A 12,784-nucleotide genomic window follows, 5' to 3' on the forward strand; every position below is an offset into this window, starting at 1 on the left:
GTCTCCCGCGGCTACGCGTCCGGCGCGCCCCAGGTGCGGGCGCGCAGCGGCATGCCCGAGGCGCCGGACTCGGGGGTCTTCACGGCGAGGACCTGGTTGACGCCGATGCGGTTGCGTTCGAAGGCGAGCGCGGAGGCCGCCATGTACAGCCGCCACACCCGGGCGCGGCCGGGGCTGGTGAGCCGTACCGCGCGGTCCCAGTCGGCCTCCAGGTTGGCGACCCAGCGGCGCAGGGTGAGCGCGTAGTGCTCGCGGATCGACTCCACGTCGCGCACCTCGAACCCGGCCCGCTCCAGCTGGGTGACGGTGGTGCCGACCGGGGCCAGTTCGCCGTCGGGGAAGACGTAGGCGTCGATGAACTCGTCCACGTGGTACGCCGACTCGTCGCGCTGCGGGCGGCGGCCGATCTGGTGGTTCAGCAGCCGTCCGCCGGGCTTGAGGAGGGCGTGCAGGTCGCTCGCGTACTCCAGGTAGCGGGCGGCGCCGACGTGCTCGGCCATGCCGATGGAGGAGATCGCGTCGTACGGCCCGTCGGTCACGTCCCGGTAGTCCTGGACGCGGATCTCCACCTTGTCGGTCAGGCCCTCGTCGGCGACGCGCTTCCTGGCGTAGACGGCCTGTTCCTGGGAGAGGGTGACGCCGACGACGCTCACGCCGTGCTCGCGGGCGGCGTGGATGGCCATGGAGCCCCAGCCGCAGCCGACGTCCAGCAGCCGCTGACCGGGCTTCAGGGCGAGCTTGCGGCTGATGAGTTCGAGCTTGTCGTGCTGCGCCTGTTCGAGGGTGGCGTCCGGTTCGGGGGCCGGCCAGTAGGCGCAGGAGTACACCATGGACGGGCCGAGGACGAGTCCGTAGAAGTCGTTGCCGACGTCGTAGTGGTGGCTGATGGCGCGTCTGTCGGTGCGTCGGGTGTGGAGGTGGCCGGGGCGGCGGACCTCCTCGGGCGGCGGGGCGGGCGGCAGCGGCGGGCCGGCCAGCTTCACCAGGCCGCGTACGGCGGCCCGCGCGGCGGGGTCGCGCAGCAGGGCGCCGAGACCGCGGGCGTCCTCCCCGCGCTCCCAGATGAGGCCGGACATCAGGGCGAGGGCGGTGTAGAGGTCGCCCTCGACGGTCAGGTCGCCGGCCACCCAGGCCCGGGCCAGGCCGAGTTCACCGGGCTTGAACAGCAGCCGGCGCAGGGCGCGGCGATTGCGGACGACGAGCGTCGGCGTCCCCGGCGGCCCCGCCTCGGACCCGTCCCAGGCGCGTACGCGCACCGGCAGCGGGGTCTCCAGCAGCTGTTCGAGCAGTGTCGTGAGCCGCGACGCGGCATCGGGCATGACGCACACACCTCCGTGACGACGGACGCCGGAATGTCATCCACCACGTAAACACCGGGAAGCCCTCGGCACAGTCCCGCAAGCGGGTTACGACTGGGCAAAGTAGTTGCAGCGGCCACTCACTTGGCGTCGCGCACGCGCGGGCGCGCCGCACGCACGGGCCGCGTCGCCGTGCGGACCGCGTCGCCGTGCGGACCGCGCCGCCGTGCGGGCGGAACGCCGAAGGACCTCCCGCACCACGGATGGCGGGAGGTCCTTCGGATCGAGCGGTTCCAGCGGTGACCGACGGGCGGTCGGGAGACCCGGGAGGGTCAGGATGCCCGGGAGGTCAGGAGGCCTTGGCCTTCTCCTCCGTCTTCGCGGCGGGGACCGGCGCGGGCTTGGCGGCCTCGTAGAACTCCTCGCGGGGGTTCTCCATGGCGCCCAGGGAGACGACCTCGCGCTTGAGGAACATGCCGAGCGTCCAGTCGGCGAAGATGCGGATCTTGCGGTTCCAGGTCGGCATGGCCAGACCGTGGTAGCCGCGGTGCATGTACCAGGCGAGACGGCCCTTGAGCTTGATCTTCATCTTGCCCATGACGATCATCGCGACGCCCTTGTGCAGGCCGAGACCCGCGACCGCGCCCTTGTTGGCGTGGCTGTAGTCCTTCTGCGGGAAGCCCCGCATGCCGGACACCACGTTGTCGCCGAGGACCTTGGCCTGGCGCAGCGCGTGCTGGGCGTTCGGCGGGCACCAGGCGTTCTCGTTGCCCGCCTTGCGGCCGACGAGGTCGGGCACCTGCGCGTTGTCGCCGGCGGCCCAGATGTAGTCGGTGCCCTTGACCTGGAGGGTGGGCTCGCAGTCCACGTGGCCGCGCGGGCCGAGCGGCAGACCGAAGCGGGCCAGGGCCGGGTTGGGCTTGACGCCAGCCGTCCACACGATGGTGTTGGAGTCGACCTCGAGGCCGTTCTTCAGCACCACGTGGCCGTCGACGCAGGAGTCCATCGAGGTGGAGAGGTAGATCTCCACGCCCCGGCTCTCCAGGTGCTCCTTGCCGTACTGGCCGAGCTTGGGGCCGACCTCGGGGAGGATCTTGTCGGCGGCGTCCACGAGGATGAACCGCATGTCCTCGCGGGAGACGTTCTTGTAGTACTTGGCCGCGTCGCGGGCCATGTCCTCGACCTCGCCGATGGTCTCCGCGCCCGCGAAGCCGCCGCCGATGAAGACGAAGGTGAGCGCCTTGCGGCGGATCTCCTCGTCGGTCGTGGAGTCGGCCTTGTCCAGCTGCTCCAGCACGTGGTTGCGCAGGCCGATGGACTCCTCGATGCCCTTCATGCCGATGCCCTGCTCGGCGAGGCCGGGGATCGGGAAGGTGCGGGAGACCGCGCCCATGGCGATGACCAGGTAGTCGAAGGGCAGCTCGTACGCCTCGCCCACCAGCGGGGCGATCGTGGCGACCTTGCGGTCCTGGTCGATGGTGGTGACCCGGCCGGTGAGGACCTCCGCCTTGGGAAGCACGCGTCGCAGCGGGACGACGACATGCCGCGGGGAGATGCTGCCGGCGGCGGCTTCGGGGAGGAAGGGCTGGTAGGTCATGTACGACCGGGGGTCGACGACCGTGACGGTCGCCTCGCCGTAGCGCATCTTCTTGAGAATGCGCCGAGCTGCGTACAGGCCTACGTACCCACCGCCTACTACGAGGATCCTGGGACGCTCCGTGGTGCTCATGGCATCGAGTATCCACCTGTCCGAGGGGGGCATCTCGTGCGCCCCTTCACAAGGTTCGGAAGGGCCTGTGTTAAACTCCGCGGCTTTTGTGACGGACGGCACGCGACCGGAGGGGAACCGGCGTCCGCTTACGACCGTTGTCAAGGCCGCGTGAGCTGCCACTCCGGGTCCGCGAGCCCTTTTCGGAGGGGGCCGTTCGGCCCTTGCGGAATCCGTCGCGGACGCTCCGCCGAGCGCCGTCCGGAGCCCGTTCGGGCCTCTTACGGGGCGGTAGCGGGCCCCGCGCCGCCCCGCCGGGGGCATTTCCTTGTGAAGAACTTCACGAAGTTTTCCGACGGGGCGTCGGCCAGTGGCGCCGAGGGCGCCCGCGAGCCCGCTCAAACGACTCCGTCACTGCTCACTGGAGGTTACCGGCCGGTAGCCTCGGTGCGGTAGAGCGGCCTCCGTAAAGAGACCGGCGTCACCGGCCGCCGCCCGCGCGCCGGGCGCCCGCACCCCTCGGCCGCCGGGGTCGCGCCCCTCGGGAGCCGGGGGTCGCACGGCCCTCGGGAGCCGGGGTCGCGCCCCTCGGGAGCCGGGGGTCGCACGGCCCTCGGCCACCGGGGGTTCAGAGCCGGCGACCCCGACCCATGTCGCCCCGGTCGTCCCGGTCCCCTCTGCCGCGCCGGGAGCCGATGTCACCCGTGTCACCCGTGTCCCCCGCGTCGCGCGTGGTCTCGTCGAAGCCCTCGGTCTCGCCCTTGATGTGCTCCTTGCGCAGCCGGGCCCGCACCGTCTCCTCGGAGATGTGCTCCTCGGTGGTCAGCCGGACGCGCTCGACGGGCACGGTCTCCGTCTCCACCACCGGGCGCTCCTCGTGCAGGACCACCTCGTACTCGGCCTCGCCGATCTCCGGGCCGGTGAGGGCGGCGTCGCGGTTGGCGTCCGTGATCGGCTCGCGTTCGACGCGCACCTCGTCGTGGCGCAGCGGCACCGTCTGCTCCACCTCTTCGGTCACCACGTACTTGCGCAGCCGGGCGCGTCCCACCTCGCGGCTCTCGACGCCGATGTGCAGGCGCTCCTCCGAGCGCGTCATGGCGTCGTCACGGCCCATGCCGGCGCCCGTACCCATGCCGGCGCCCGTGCGGGACCGCTCCCCGCTCCACTGGCCGCCGCGCTCCCCGCGCTCGGCGGCGCGCTCGCCGGTCCAGCCGCCGGCGCGCTCACCGGTCCGCCCGGTCGTGCGCTCGGTCGTGTGCTCGGTGGTGCGCTCGCTCGCGCGCGCCCGGGCCGCCGCGCCGGCCGCACCGGCTCCGCCGGCCGCCGCCGCGCCACCGGCTGCCGTGCGCCCCGTCCCGGCCGCCGGCGTCCGCCCGGACGTGGCCGCCGTACCGGAACCGGTCCCCATGCCGGTGCCGGTGCCGGTGCCGGTGCCCGTGCCGGTGGTCGTCGTGTCCGTGCCGGACGTGCCCGCGGTCCCCGGCGTCATACGGCCGCGGCGGGCGTCGTTCCAGTCCAGGCCGTAGTAGTCGTACAGCCGGTGCTCCTCGGTCTCCGACAGGTGACCGCCCGCGTCCACGTCGATGTGCGGCGCGCCCTTGACCTTGTCCTTGCGGTACGGCACCTGGATGTGGTCCCGCACCACGGAGGCCTCCCGGGTGGGCACGAACGTCTCGTGCGTGCCGAACAGGCCCGTCTTGACGGTCACGAACTCCGGGAGCCCGGTCACGTCGTCCAGATAGACGTGCTTGGCCTCACCGATCTTGTTCCCGTCGCCGTCGTGGACCGGATGGTTCAGCACGTTCGCGATCTGTTCTTTGGTGATCATGTCTCGTCACCCTTCGTCCGGAGTTGCGATATCCGGGTACACCGGGGCGAAAGGTGCGAAACAGCCACAGAGGGGAAAAGGAGACGCCGCGGCTAAGCCACCGACCAGGCGATGCCGTCGAGGATCGGCCACGAGCACGTCCCCGCGAAACAAGCTCCGTGTACACGGAAAAGCGTACACTGGCCTCATGACCGAGAACACCGTGACCGTGAGGGAAGCCCGCGCACACCTCGCCGACCACATCAACCGGGCCGAAGAAGGCGTTCCGACCGTCATCACACGCAACGGCGTTCCGGTCGCTGCAGTAGTTCCGATCGCAGACTTCGAAGCGCTGGAGGAAGCGGCCGACGTCATGCTGGCGCGCGAAGCCGAAGCGATTTTGGCCGAGGGCGGCGCCACAGTGACGATGGCGGAACTGCTGGCAGACCTGTTCACCGAGCAGGACGGCCAGGCGGCGTGAAGTACGCCTTCCGGTTCACCACGGCGGCGCAGCGACAACTCCGGGCCATCAGCCGGCCCGACGCCATGCGCATCCTGGCAGCGCTGACCGCGCTCGGTGACGACCCGTACCGCGAGGACGCCGACGTCAGGAAGCTCACTGGCTCGTCCGGGCTCTACCGGCTCCGGGTCGGAAGCTACCGGGTCGCCTACCAGATCGACGACGGCGAACTCGTCGTCCTCGTCGTCAAGGTGGGCGACCGGCGGGACGTGTACCGCAACCTGTAGGCGGTCAGACCAAAGACCAGGCGATGCCGTCCAGGATGTCGTGTTCGCTGACGACGACCTCTTCCGCGCCGACGCGTTCCATGATCGCCAGTAGCACCAGGGCGCCCGCTCCGATCACGTCCACGCGGCCGGGGTGCAGGGACGGGATCTCTGCGCGTTCGGCGTGGGTGGAGTGCAGCAGGCGGGTGGTGATCTCGCGGACCCGGTCGCGGGAGACGCGGGAGTGGTGGATGCGCTCCGAGTCGTACTCCGGCAGGTCCTGCGCGATCGCGGAGACCGACGTCACCGAGCCGGCCAGGCCCACCAGGGTGTGCGCCGCGCGCAGCGGGACCGTCTCCTCGGCGAGGTCCAGCGCGGCCTCGACGTCGGCCCTTATCGCCGCGATCTGGTCCTCGGCGGGCGGGTCGCTCACCACCCCGTCGCGCACCAGGTGACGCTCGGTCATCCGGACGCAGCCCACGTCCACCGAACGCGCCGCGCGCACCCGGTCCTCGCCGACGACGAACTCCGTGGAGCCGCCGCCGATGTCCACCACCAGGAACGGCTTGTCGAGGTCCGCACGGCCCGTCAGTTCCCTGGTGGCGCCGGTGAAGGAGAACTCCGCCTCCTGGTCCCCGGAGATCACCTCGGGCTCGACGCCGAGGATGTCCACCACCCCGCGCACGAACTCGTCGCGGTTCTCCGCGTCCCGGGAGGCGGAGGTGGCCACGAAGCGCACCCGCTCCGCGCCGTGCCGCTCGATCACCTCGGCGTACTCGCGGCAGGCCGCGAAGGTGCGCTCCAGCGCCTCCGGCGCGAGCCGGCCGGTGCGGTCGACGCCCTGGCCGAGCCGCACGATCGTCATCCGCCGGTCCAGGTCCACCAGTTCGCCCGTCACGGGGTCCGCGTCGGCGACCAGCAGGCGGATGGAGTTCGTACCGCAGTCGATGGCGGCGACCCTGGTCACTTGCCGTCCTCCCCGGTCTGCCGGGCGGCGAAGTAGCCGCTGCCGTCCTGCGTCGTCTCCAGGTGCCCGCCCTCGCCGGGCGGGACCGTGCCGGGCGGCGCCGTCACGCACGGGCCCTTGCGCCACCACTCGGGCAGCATCGCGATCGCCTCGTCGCCGAGCGGGTTCACGCCCGGACCGGCGGCCAGCGAGTGGGCGACCAGGACGTGCAGGCACTTGACCCGGTCCGGCATGCCGCCGGCGCTCGGGAAGCCGGTCAGCTCCTCGATCTCGTCGCGGCGCCGGATGTAGTCCTCGTGCGCCGCCCGGTACGCCGCGGCCAGCTCCGGGTCGGCGGCCAGCCGCTCCGTCATCTCCTTCATCACGCCGTCGGCCTCCAGCGTGCCGATCGCCGAGGCGGCGCGCGGGCACGTCAGGTAGTACAGCGTCGGGAAGGGGGTGCCGTCGGGCAGCCGCGGGGCCGTCTCCACGACGTCCGGCTGTCCGCACGGGCAGCGGTGCGCGATCGCGCGCAGTCCGCGCGGCGGCCGCCCGAGCTGCTGCTTGAAGGCCTCGACGTCCGCGTCGGTGGGTTCGGTGCGCTCGGTGGGCGGCGGAGGGGTCTGCATGCCTGTCTTTCTCATCCGTTCACTGGCCGGCGTCGGCCTTGTCGACGCCGTACCAGACATTGGTGTACCAGGGACGGCGGGCCGCCCCCTGCTCGGCGCGGGACTGCTTGACCGGGCCCGGGTCGACCACGGTGTAGCCGGTCTCGCCGGGCATCACGTAGTGCAGCCGCTGCCGGATCTGCTGCTCGGCGTACGCGTCGTCCTGCCAGCGCGCCTTGAGGTCGCGCAGCTGCTCGACCCGCTGCTGGGCCTGCTGCTTCTGCCGCTTCAGGTCGGCGATGCCCTCGCGCTGGGAGACGTACTGCCGCATCGGGTACGCCAGCGCGACCACCATCGAGCAGACCACCAGCGCCAGCAGCGCCGCGCGCCCGGTGAGCCGGGAGCGGCGGGCCTGGCGCCGGGTCTGGGAGCGGTAGACGCGGGCGGCGGTCTGCTCGCCGAGCAGCCTGAGCCTGGTCGCGGTGGAGAACCGGTCCCGGTCCCGCACGGCCATCGTCTCCGCCTCCCGTTCGTGTCCGTTCACACGTGCGTACGTCCCCGGACACGGTACGGGACCGAGTCCGGGGACGTACGTACGACTGGCTGAACCGTGACTCTTTACGGCTCAGCGGCGGGGCGGCTCAGCCCTTGGAGATCCTGGTGTTGCCCCGGAAGCGCGGGAAGGCGCTGCGGCCGGCGTACACCGCGGCGTCGTCGAGGATCTCCTCGATGCGCAGCAGCTGGTTGTACTTGGCGACGCGCTCGGAGCGGGCCGGGGCGCCGGTCTTGATCTGGCCGCAGTTGGTGGCGACGGCCAGGTCGGCGATGGTGACGTCCTCGGTCTCGCCGGAGCGGTGGGACATCATGCACTTGAAGCCGTTGCGCTGGGCCAGCTCGACGGCGTCCAGGGTCTCGGTGAGCGAGCCGATCTGGTTCACCTTCACCAGCAGGGCGTTGGCGGTGCCCTCCTCGATGCCGCGGGCCAGGCGCTCGGGGTTGGTGACGAACAGGTCGTCGCCGACGATCTGCACCTTGTCGCCGAGGCGGTCGGTGAGGATCTTCCAGCCGGCCCAGTCGTCCTCGAACAGCGGGTCCTCGATGGAGACCAGCGGGTAGGCCGCCACCAGCTCCTCGTAGTACTCCGTCATCTCGGCGGCGGAGCGCTCCTTGCCCTCGAAGAGGTACTTGCCGTCCTTGTAGAACTCGGAGGCGGCGACGTCGAGCGCCAGGGCGATCTGCTCGCCGGGGACGTAGCCGGCTTCCTTGATGGCCTCGAGGATCAGGTCCAGGGCCTCGCGGTTGGAGCCGAGGTTGGGGGCGAAGCCGCCCTCGTCGCCGAGGCCGGTGGCCAGGCCCTTGGCCTTCAGCACCTTCTTGAGGGTGTGGTAGACCTCGGCGCCCCAGCGCAGGGCCTCGGAGAAGGACTCCGCGCCGATCGGGGCGATCATGAACTCCTGGATGTCCACGTTGGAGTCGGCGTGCGAGCCGCCGTTCAGGATGTTCATCATCGGCACCGGCAGCAGGTGCGCGTTGGGGCCGCCCAGGTAGCGGAAGAGCGGGAGGTCGGACGCCTCGGAGGCGGCGTGCGCGACGGCGAGCGAGACGCCGAGGATGGCGTTGGCGCCGAGGGAGCCCTTGTTGTCGGTGGCGTCCAGGTCGAACATGGCCTGGTCGATCAGCCGCTGCTCGGTGGCGTCGTAGCCGACCAGCTCCGGGCCGATCTGCTCGATCACGGCGAGGACGGCCTTCTCGACGCCCTTGCCCTGGTAACGGTTGGGGTCACCGTCGCGCAGCTCGATGGCCTCGAAGGCGCCGGTGGAGGCGCCGGACGGGACGGCGGCACGACCCGTGCTGCCGTCGTCGAGGCCGACCTCGACCTCGACCGTGGGGTTGCCTCGGGAGTCCAGGATTTCCCGGGCTACGACGACGTCGATGGACGGCACGAGCATCTCCTTCGTGGATGTGACGCTTGAAGTGCGGGGCAGGTGTGCCTTGCGGCTAGAGCCTAACCGTCCCGGGGCGCCGACCGGCTGACCGACCGTCCCGTGGACAGGGTGACGGTACACATTGTTCCAGCACGGAACAAAGGGGCCGGTGACGGGGCCGGGAACAGAAGGTGAAAAAGCCCCGCCCCGGTGCGTACGGGGGAGAACGCACCGGGGCGGGGAGCCCGTGGGGACAGGGGGTCAGCCCCACGTGGACGCCATGGTGGCGCGCACGCCTGGGCGGGGCCTGTGACCGGCCTTGCGGCCTGCTGTCACTTCAGGTGCAGCTGCTGGCCCGGGTAGATGAGGTCGGCGTCCTGGACGATGTCCTTGTTGAGCCGGAACAGCTTCTCCCAGCCGCCCTGGACGTGGTGCGCGGCGGCGATGGAGCTGAGGGTGTCGCCGGCGACCACCTTGTACTCGCCGTCGCCCTTGGCGACCTTCTTGCCGGTCGGCGTGGTGACGGTCTTCTTCGGGGCCGGGCGCGTGGCGGAGCGGTTGGCGCTCTGCTGCTCGGTGGAGCGGGTGGCGGTGCTGCTCTTGGAGCTGCCGCCGCTCTTCGAGCTGCTGCTGGAGCCGCTGCTCGAGGAGGAGGACGAGGAGGAGCTGGTGCCGCCCGAGTAGGAGGCGCCGGACAGGCCCTTGCCGCAGACCGGCCAGGCGCCCTTGCCCTGGCCCGCGAGGACCTTCTCGGCGACGGCTATCTGCTGCGACTTGCTCGCCAGGTCGGCGCGCGAGGCGTAGGCGGTGCCGCCGTACGCGGCCCAGGTGGAGTTGGTGAACTGCAGGCCGCCGTAGAAGCCGTTGCCGGTGTTGATCGACCAGTTGCCGCCGGACTCGCACTGCGCGACCGCGTCCCACTCGGAGGCGGTGGCGGCGGAGGCGTTGCCCGCGGCCATCAGCGGCGCGGCCACGGCGGCGCCGGTGACTCCGGCGAGCGCGATGACCCGGGTGGCCTTGGCGGGACGGCGGTGCTTGCCCTTGCTGGAAAACAGCATGGATGGATCCCCTCACCGACGCCTGCGAGGTGAGCTGTCGGGTTCGGGCCGGTTGAGTTGCCCGGCCGTGCCCTCGATGAGGCACGGCTTCACCCCCAGCCGCTCCGGTCTACCGACCGGCGCGGCGACTTACCTGGGTCCCCCGCTCCTGCCTACGGCGCGTGACGCGACGACTGTTCCCGTACGGCCGCTGGCAGGATTCGGCGTTGCGGCCGCCGGGGCTCGCGGTGGCGAGCGGTCATGACCGTAGACACGCGATCGACGGAATTTCAAAGACGATCAGGGCTTCTGAGACTCATCCCACACTTTCACCGAAAGGGACATTCGGCGCGAAGTGTGACGTGAACTCCCCCTACTTTGCGGCGTTTTCGGTGGGGACATCCAGGGTCTGACCGGCGGCGATGTGGTTCGGGTCGGAGCCGACGGCGCTCTGGTTGGCGGCGTAGAGCGCATGCCATCCGCCGCTCACGTCAAGGGAGTCGGCGATGGAGGCGAGGGAGTCGCCGGAGCGGACGGTGTAGGAGCCGCCGGCCGTGTCGGTGGTGAGTCCGTCGGCCCGGGAGGCGTGCCGGCCGCCCGCGGCGGCCGCGGAGTCGTCCGCGGGGTCCTCGGCGGCACTGCCGCCGCGGTGCCGGCCGCCGCTCAGCGCCCCGGTGTCCACGAGGGCCGAAGAGCCCACGACCTGCTGGGGGTTGGCCGAGTAGTCGGAGTCGCCGTACCCGCCGGACCCGGCGCCCGTCGAGGGGGTCGCACCGGGCGTACCGGATGTGTGGGACGTGTCGGACTTGGCCGTGTCGTCCTTCTTCGTGGGTGAAGAGGGCGAAGTGGACTGCTGTGCGGCGGGGTCGTCGGGCCGGTCCGCCGAACGGGACGTACCGGGCGTACCGGACGAAGAGTCCGTCGCGTCGCCGTCGGCGGCGGAAGAACCGGACGAATCGGCAGAGTTGGACGAACCCTGGGACGAGTCGGACAGACCGGGGTCCCCGCTGTCGGACGAACCGGAGGTCCCGGACGAACCGGACGACTTGCCGGTGTCCGTCGCGCCCTTCTCGGGGGCGGTGGACGGGGAACCGCCCACGCCCGTGTCGACGTCGGCCGCGCCCGAACTCTTGGTGAGCCCGGCGAGCAGCCCGCAGGTGTGCCAGGCGCCGGGGCCGCGGTCCGCGAGTATCTTCTCGGCCACGGCTATCTGCTGGGACCGGCTGGCCTGGTCCGCGCTCGCCGCGTACGCGAGGCCGCCGTACTCCTCCCAGTCGTCCTGGGTCAGCAGCAGGCCGCCGTAGTAGCCGTTGCCGTTGTCGGCGCTCCAGGAGCCGCCGGTCTCGCACTGCGCCACCTTGTCCCACGTGGTGCCGTCGGCCGCGCTGGCGCCGGAGGCGGCGACGAGCGGGATGGCGATGGCCGAGCCGGTGACGCCGGCGGCGACGAGGAGGGCCGGAGCCTGGCGGGGGCGACGGTGACGACCGTTCCCGGAGAGCATGCGGAGACCTTTCGGCGACAACGGTGACGGCGCGGCGGGCGGTGACCGCCGCCGCGCTGATGCGTGAAGGTAGCCGCTCCCGATCACTTGTCACAAGTTAATGCCGCGTAGATCACGTGAACATCACATAGTTGAACTCGTGTCAGCTTTGCGTTCGTCAAGGAGATGTTCGTCAAGGAGATGGGGAAGGGGGCGGGGCGGGAGTCCGGGCGGGGTCGGGGTCGGGAGTGGAGCCGGGGGTGGAGCCCGGGGTGAGGTTCGGGGGCGGGGTGAAGCGGACCGGGAGGGTGCGCAGGCCGCGCATGATGAGGCCGCCGCGCCAGCGCAACTCCGCTGGGTCCGCGTCCAGTCGAAGGTCCGGCAGCCGGGTGAGGAGGGTGGCCAGCGCGGTCTGGCCCTCAAGGCGGGCCAGCGGCGCGCCGAGGCAGTAGTGGATGCCATGGCCGTAGCCGAGGTGCTGGTTGTCCCGCCGGGCCAGGTCCAGGGTGTCCGGGTCGGCGAACCGCTCCGGGTCCCGGTCCGCGGCCGCCAGCACCACCAGCACCGGATCGCCGGCCGCGATGTCCTGGCCGCCGAGGGCGAGCGGGCGGGTGGCGAACCGCCAGGTGGCCAGCTCCACCGGGCCGTCGTAGCGCAGCAGTTCCTCCACACCGGTCTCCAGCAGGCCGCGCTCTCCCGCGGCGAGGGAGCGCTGCAGCCGGTCGCGCTGGCCGGGGTGGGTGAGCAGGGCGTAGGTGCCGTTGCCGATGAGGTTGACGGTGGTCTCGAACCCGGCGAAGAGAAGGATGAAGGCCATGGCCGCGGCCTCGTTCTCGGTGAGGTGCTCGCCGTGGTCGGAAGCGCGGATCAGACCGGAGATGAGGTCCTCGCCGGGGGTGGGCTCGGCGGGGAGCGCGAGGCGCTTGCGGTGGATGAGGTCGGCGAGGTAGGCCCGCATCTTCTTCACCGAGCGGGCGACGCCGCCGCGGGGGCCCTTGCCGTGGCGGATCATCATGCCGGCCCAGTCGCGGAAGTCGTCCTGGTCCTCGCGTGGGACGCCGAGCAGGTCGCAGATGGCGTAGATGGGGAGGGGGAAGGCGAACTCGTGGATGAGGTCGGCGCTGCCGTGCGCGGCGAAGCGGTCGATGAGGTCGTCGGCGAGTTCCTGGACGCGGGGGGCGAACTCCGCGACGCGGCGGGGGGTGAAGGCCTTGCTGACCAGGCGGCGCAGGCGGGTGTGGTCCGGCGC

12 protein-coding genes and 1 riboswitch are annotated in these 12,784 nt (G+C 71.5%); of the genes, 2 read left to right on the plus strand and 10 right to left on the minus strand.

Annotation, left to right across the window (positions count from 1 at the left end; all coding sequences use genetic code 11):
* Positions 1 to 11 precede the first annotated feature (11 nt).
* From K7787_RS28170 to K7787_RS28180, 3 genes are all read right to left on the minus strand, one after another.
* Complete coding sequence (locus tag K7787_RS28170) at positions 12 to 1,319, minus strand: SAM-dependent methyltransferase (RefSeq protein WP_169439119.1); 1,308 nt, start codon at positions 1,317 to 1,319, stop codon at positions 12 to 14.
* A 328-nt stretch (positions 1,320 to 1,647) separates the two neighbouring features.
* Positions 1,648 to 3,027: an NAD(P)/FAD-dependent oxidoreductase gene (locus K7787_RS28175; protein WP_078512038.1), complete on the minus strand. Its 1,380-nt coding sequence runs from the start codon at positions 3,025 to 3,027 to the stop codon at positions 1,648 to 1,650.
* Positions 3,028 to 3,634: 607 nt separating this feature from the next.
* Entirely contained in the window at positions 3,635 to 4,834 is a 1,200-nt protein-coding gene (locus K7787_RS28180; protein WP_223003376.1) for a DUF2382 domain-containing protein, read from the minus strand.
* A 187-nt stretch (positions 4,835 to 5,021) separates the two neighbouring features.
* On the opposite strand from K7787_RS28180, the gene K7787_RS28185 reads away from it, so the two are divergent.
* Positions 5,022 to 5,294 (plus strand): type II toxin-antitoxin system Phd/YefM family antitoxin, encoded by a 273-nt coding sequence (locus K7787_RS28185; RefSeq protein WP_223003377.1) that lies wholly within the window; start codon positions 5,022 to 5,024, stop codon positions 5,292 to 5,294.
* Positions 5,291 to 5,560 (plus strand): type II toxin-antitoxin system RelE family toxin, encoded by a 270-nt coding sequence (locus K7787_RS28190; protein ID WP_169439116.1) that lies wholly within the window; start codon positions 5,291 to 5,293, stop codon positions 5,558 to 5,560. Before K7787_RS28185 ends, K7787_RS28190 begins: the two co-directional genes overlap by 4 nt.
* Before the next feature lie 4 nt (positions 5,561 to 5,564).
* Here the strand turns inward: K7787_RS28190 and K7787_RS28195 are convergent, their stop codons facing one another.
* The 7 genes from K7787_RS28195 to K7787_RS28225 form a co-directional block, all read right to left on the minus strand.
* Positions 5,565 to 6,506, minus strand: coding sequence for a Ppx/GppA phosphatase family protein (locus tag K7787_RS28195; RefSeq protein WP_223003378.1), 942 nt, complete (start codon positions 6,504 to 6,506; stop codon positions 5,565 to 5,567).
* Complete coding sequence (locus K7787_RS28200; protein ID WP_223003379.1) at positions 6,503 to 7,114, minus strand: DUF501 domain-containing protein; 612 nt, start codon at positions 7,112 to 7,114, stop codon at positions 6,503 to 6,505. Before K7787_RS28200 ends, K7787_RS28195 begins: the two co-directional genes overlap by 4 nt.
* Before the next feature lie 19 nt (positions 7,115 to 7,133).
* A complete protein-coding gene (locus tag K7787_RS28205) occupies positions 7,134 to 7,607 on the minus strand; it encodes an FtsB family cell division protein (protein ID WP_027758412.1) in 474 nt (157 codons plus the stop codon).
* A 127-nt stretch (positions 7,608 to 7,734) separates the two neighbouring features.
* Positions 7,735 to 9,042, minus strand: coding sequence for a phosphopyruvate hydratase (eno, locus tag K7787_RS28210; protein WP_043260926.1), 1,308 nt, complete (start codon positions 9,040 to 9,042; stop codon positions 7,735 to 7,737).
* A gap of 308 nt (positions 9,043 to 9,350) precedes the next feature.
* On the minus strand, positions 9,351 to 10,076 hold the full coding sequence (locus tag K7787_RS28215; protein ID WP_223003380.1) for a LysM peptidoglycan-binding domain-containing protein: 726 nt from the start codon (positions 10,074 to 10,076) through the stop codon (positions 9,351 to 9,353).
* A gap of 4 nt (positions 10,077 to 10,080) precedes the next feature.
* Positions 10,081 to 10,246: riboswitch (cyclic di-AMP (ydaO/yuaA leader) on the minus strand.
* Between the two features lie 182 nt (positions 10,247 to 10,428).
* On the minus strand, positions 10,429 to 11,556 hold the full coding sequence (locus K7787_RS28220; RefSeq protein ID WP_223003381.1) for a LysM peptidoglycan-binding domain-containing protein: 1,128 nt from the start codon (positions 11,554 to 11,556) through the stop codon (positions 10,429 to 10,431).
* Positions 11,557 to 11,728: 172 nt separating this feature from the next.
* The coding region (locus K7787_RS28225; RefSeq protein WP_223003382.1) for a cytochrome P450 family protein at positions 11,729 to 12,784 on the minus strand (1,056 nt) is incomplete at its 5' end.

It is taken from the genome of Streptomyces sennicomposti (assembly GCF_019890635.1).
Lineage (GTDB): Bacteria > Actinomycetota > Actinomycetes > Streptomycetales > Streptomycetaceae > Streptomyces > Streptomyces sennicomposti.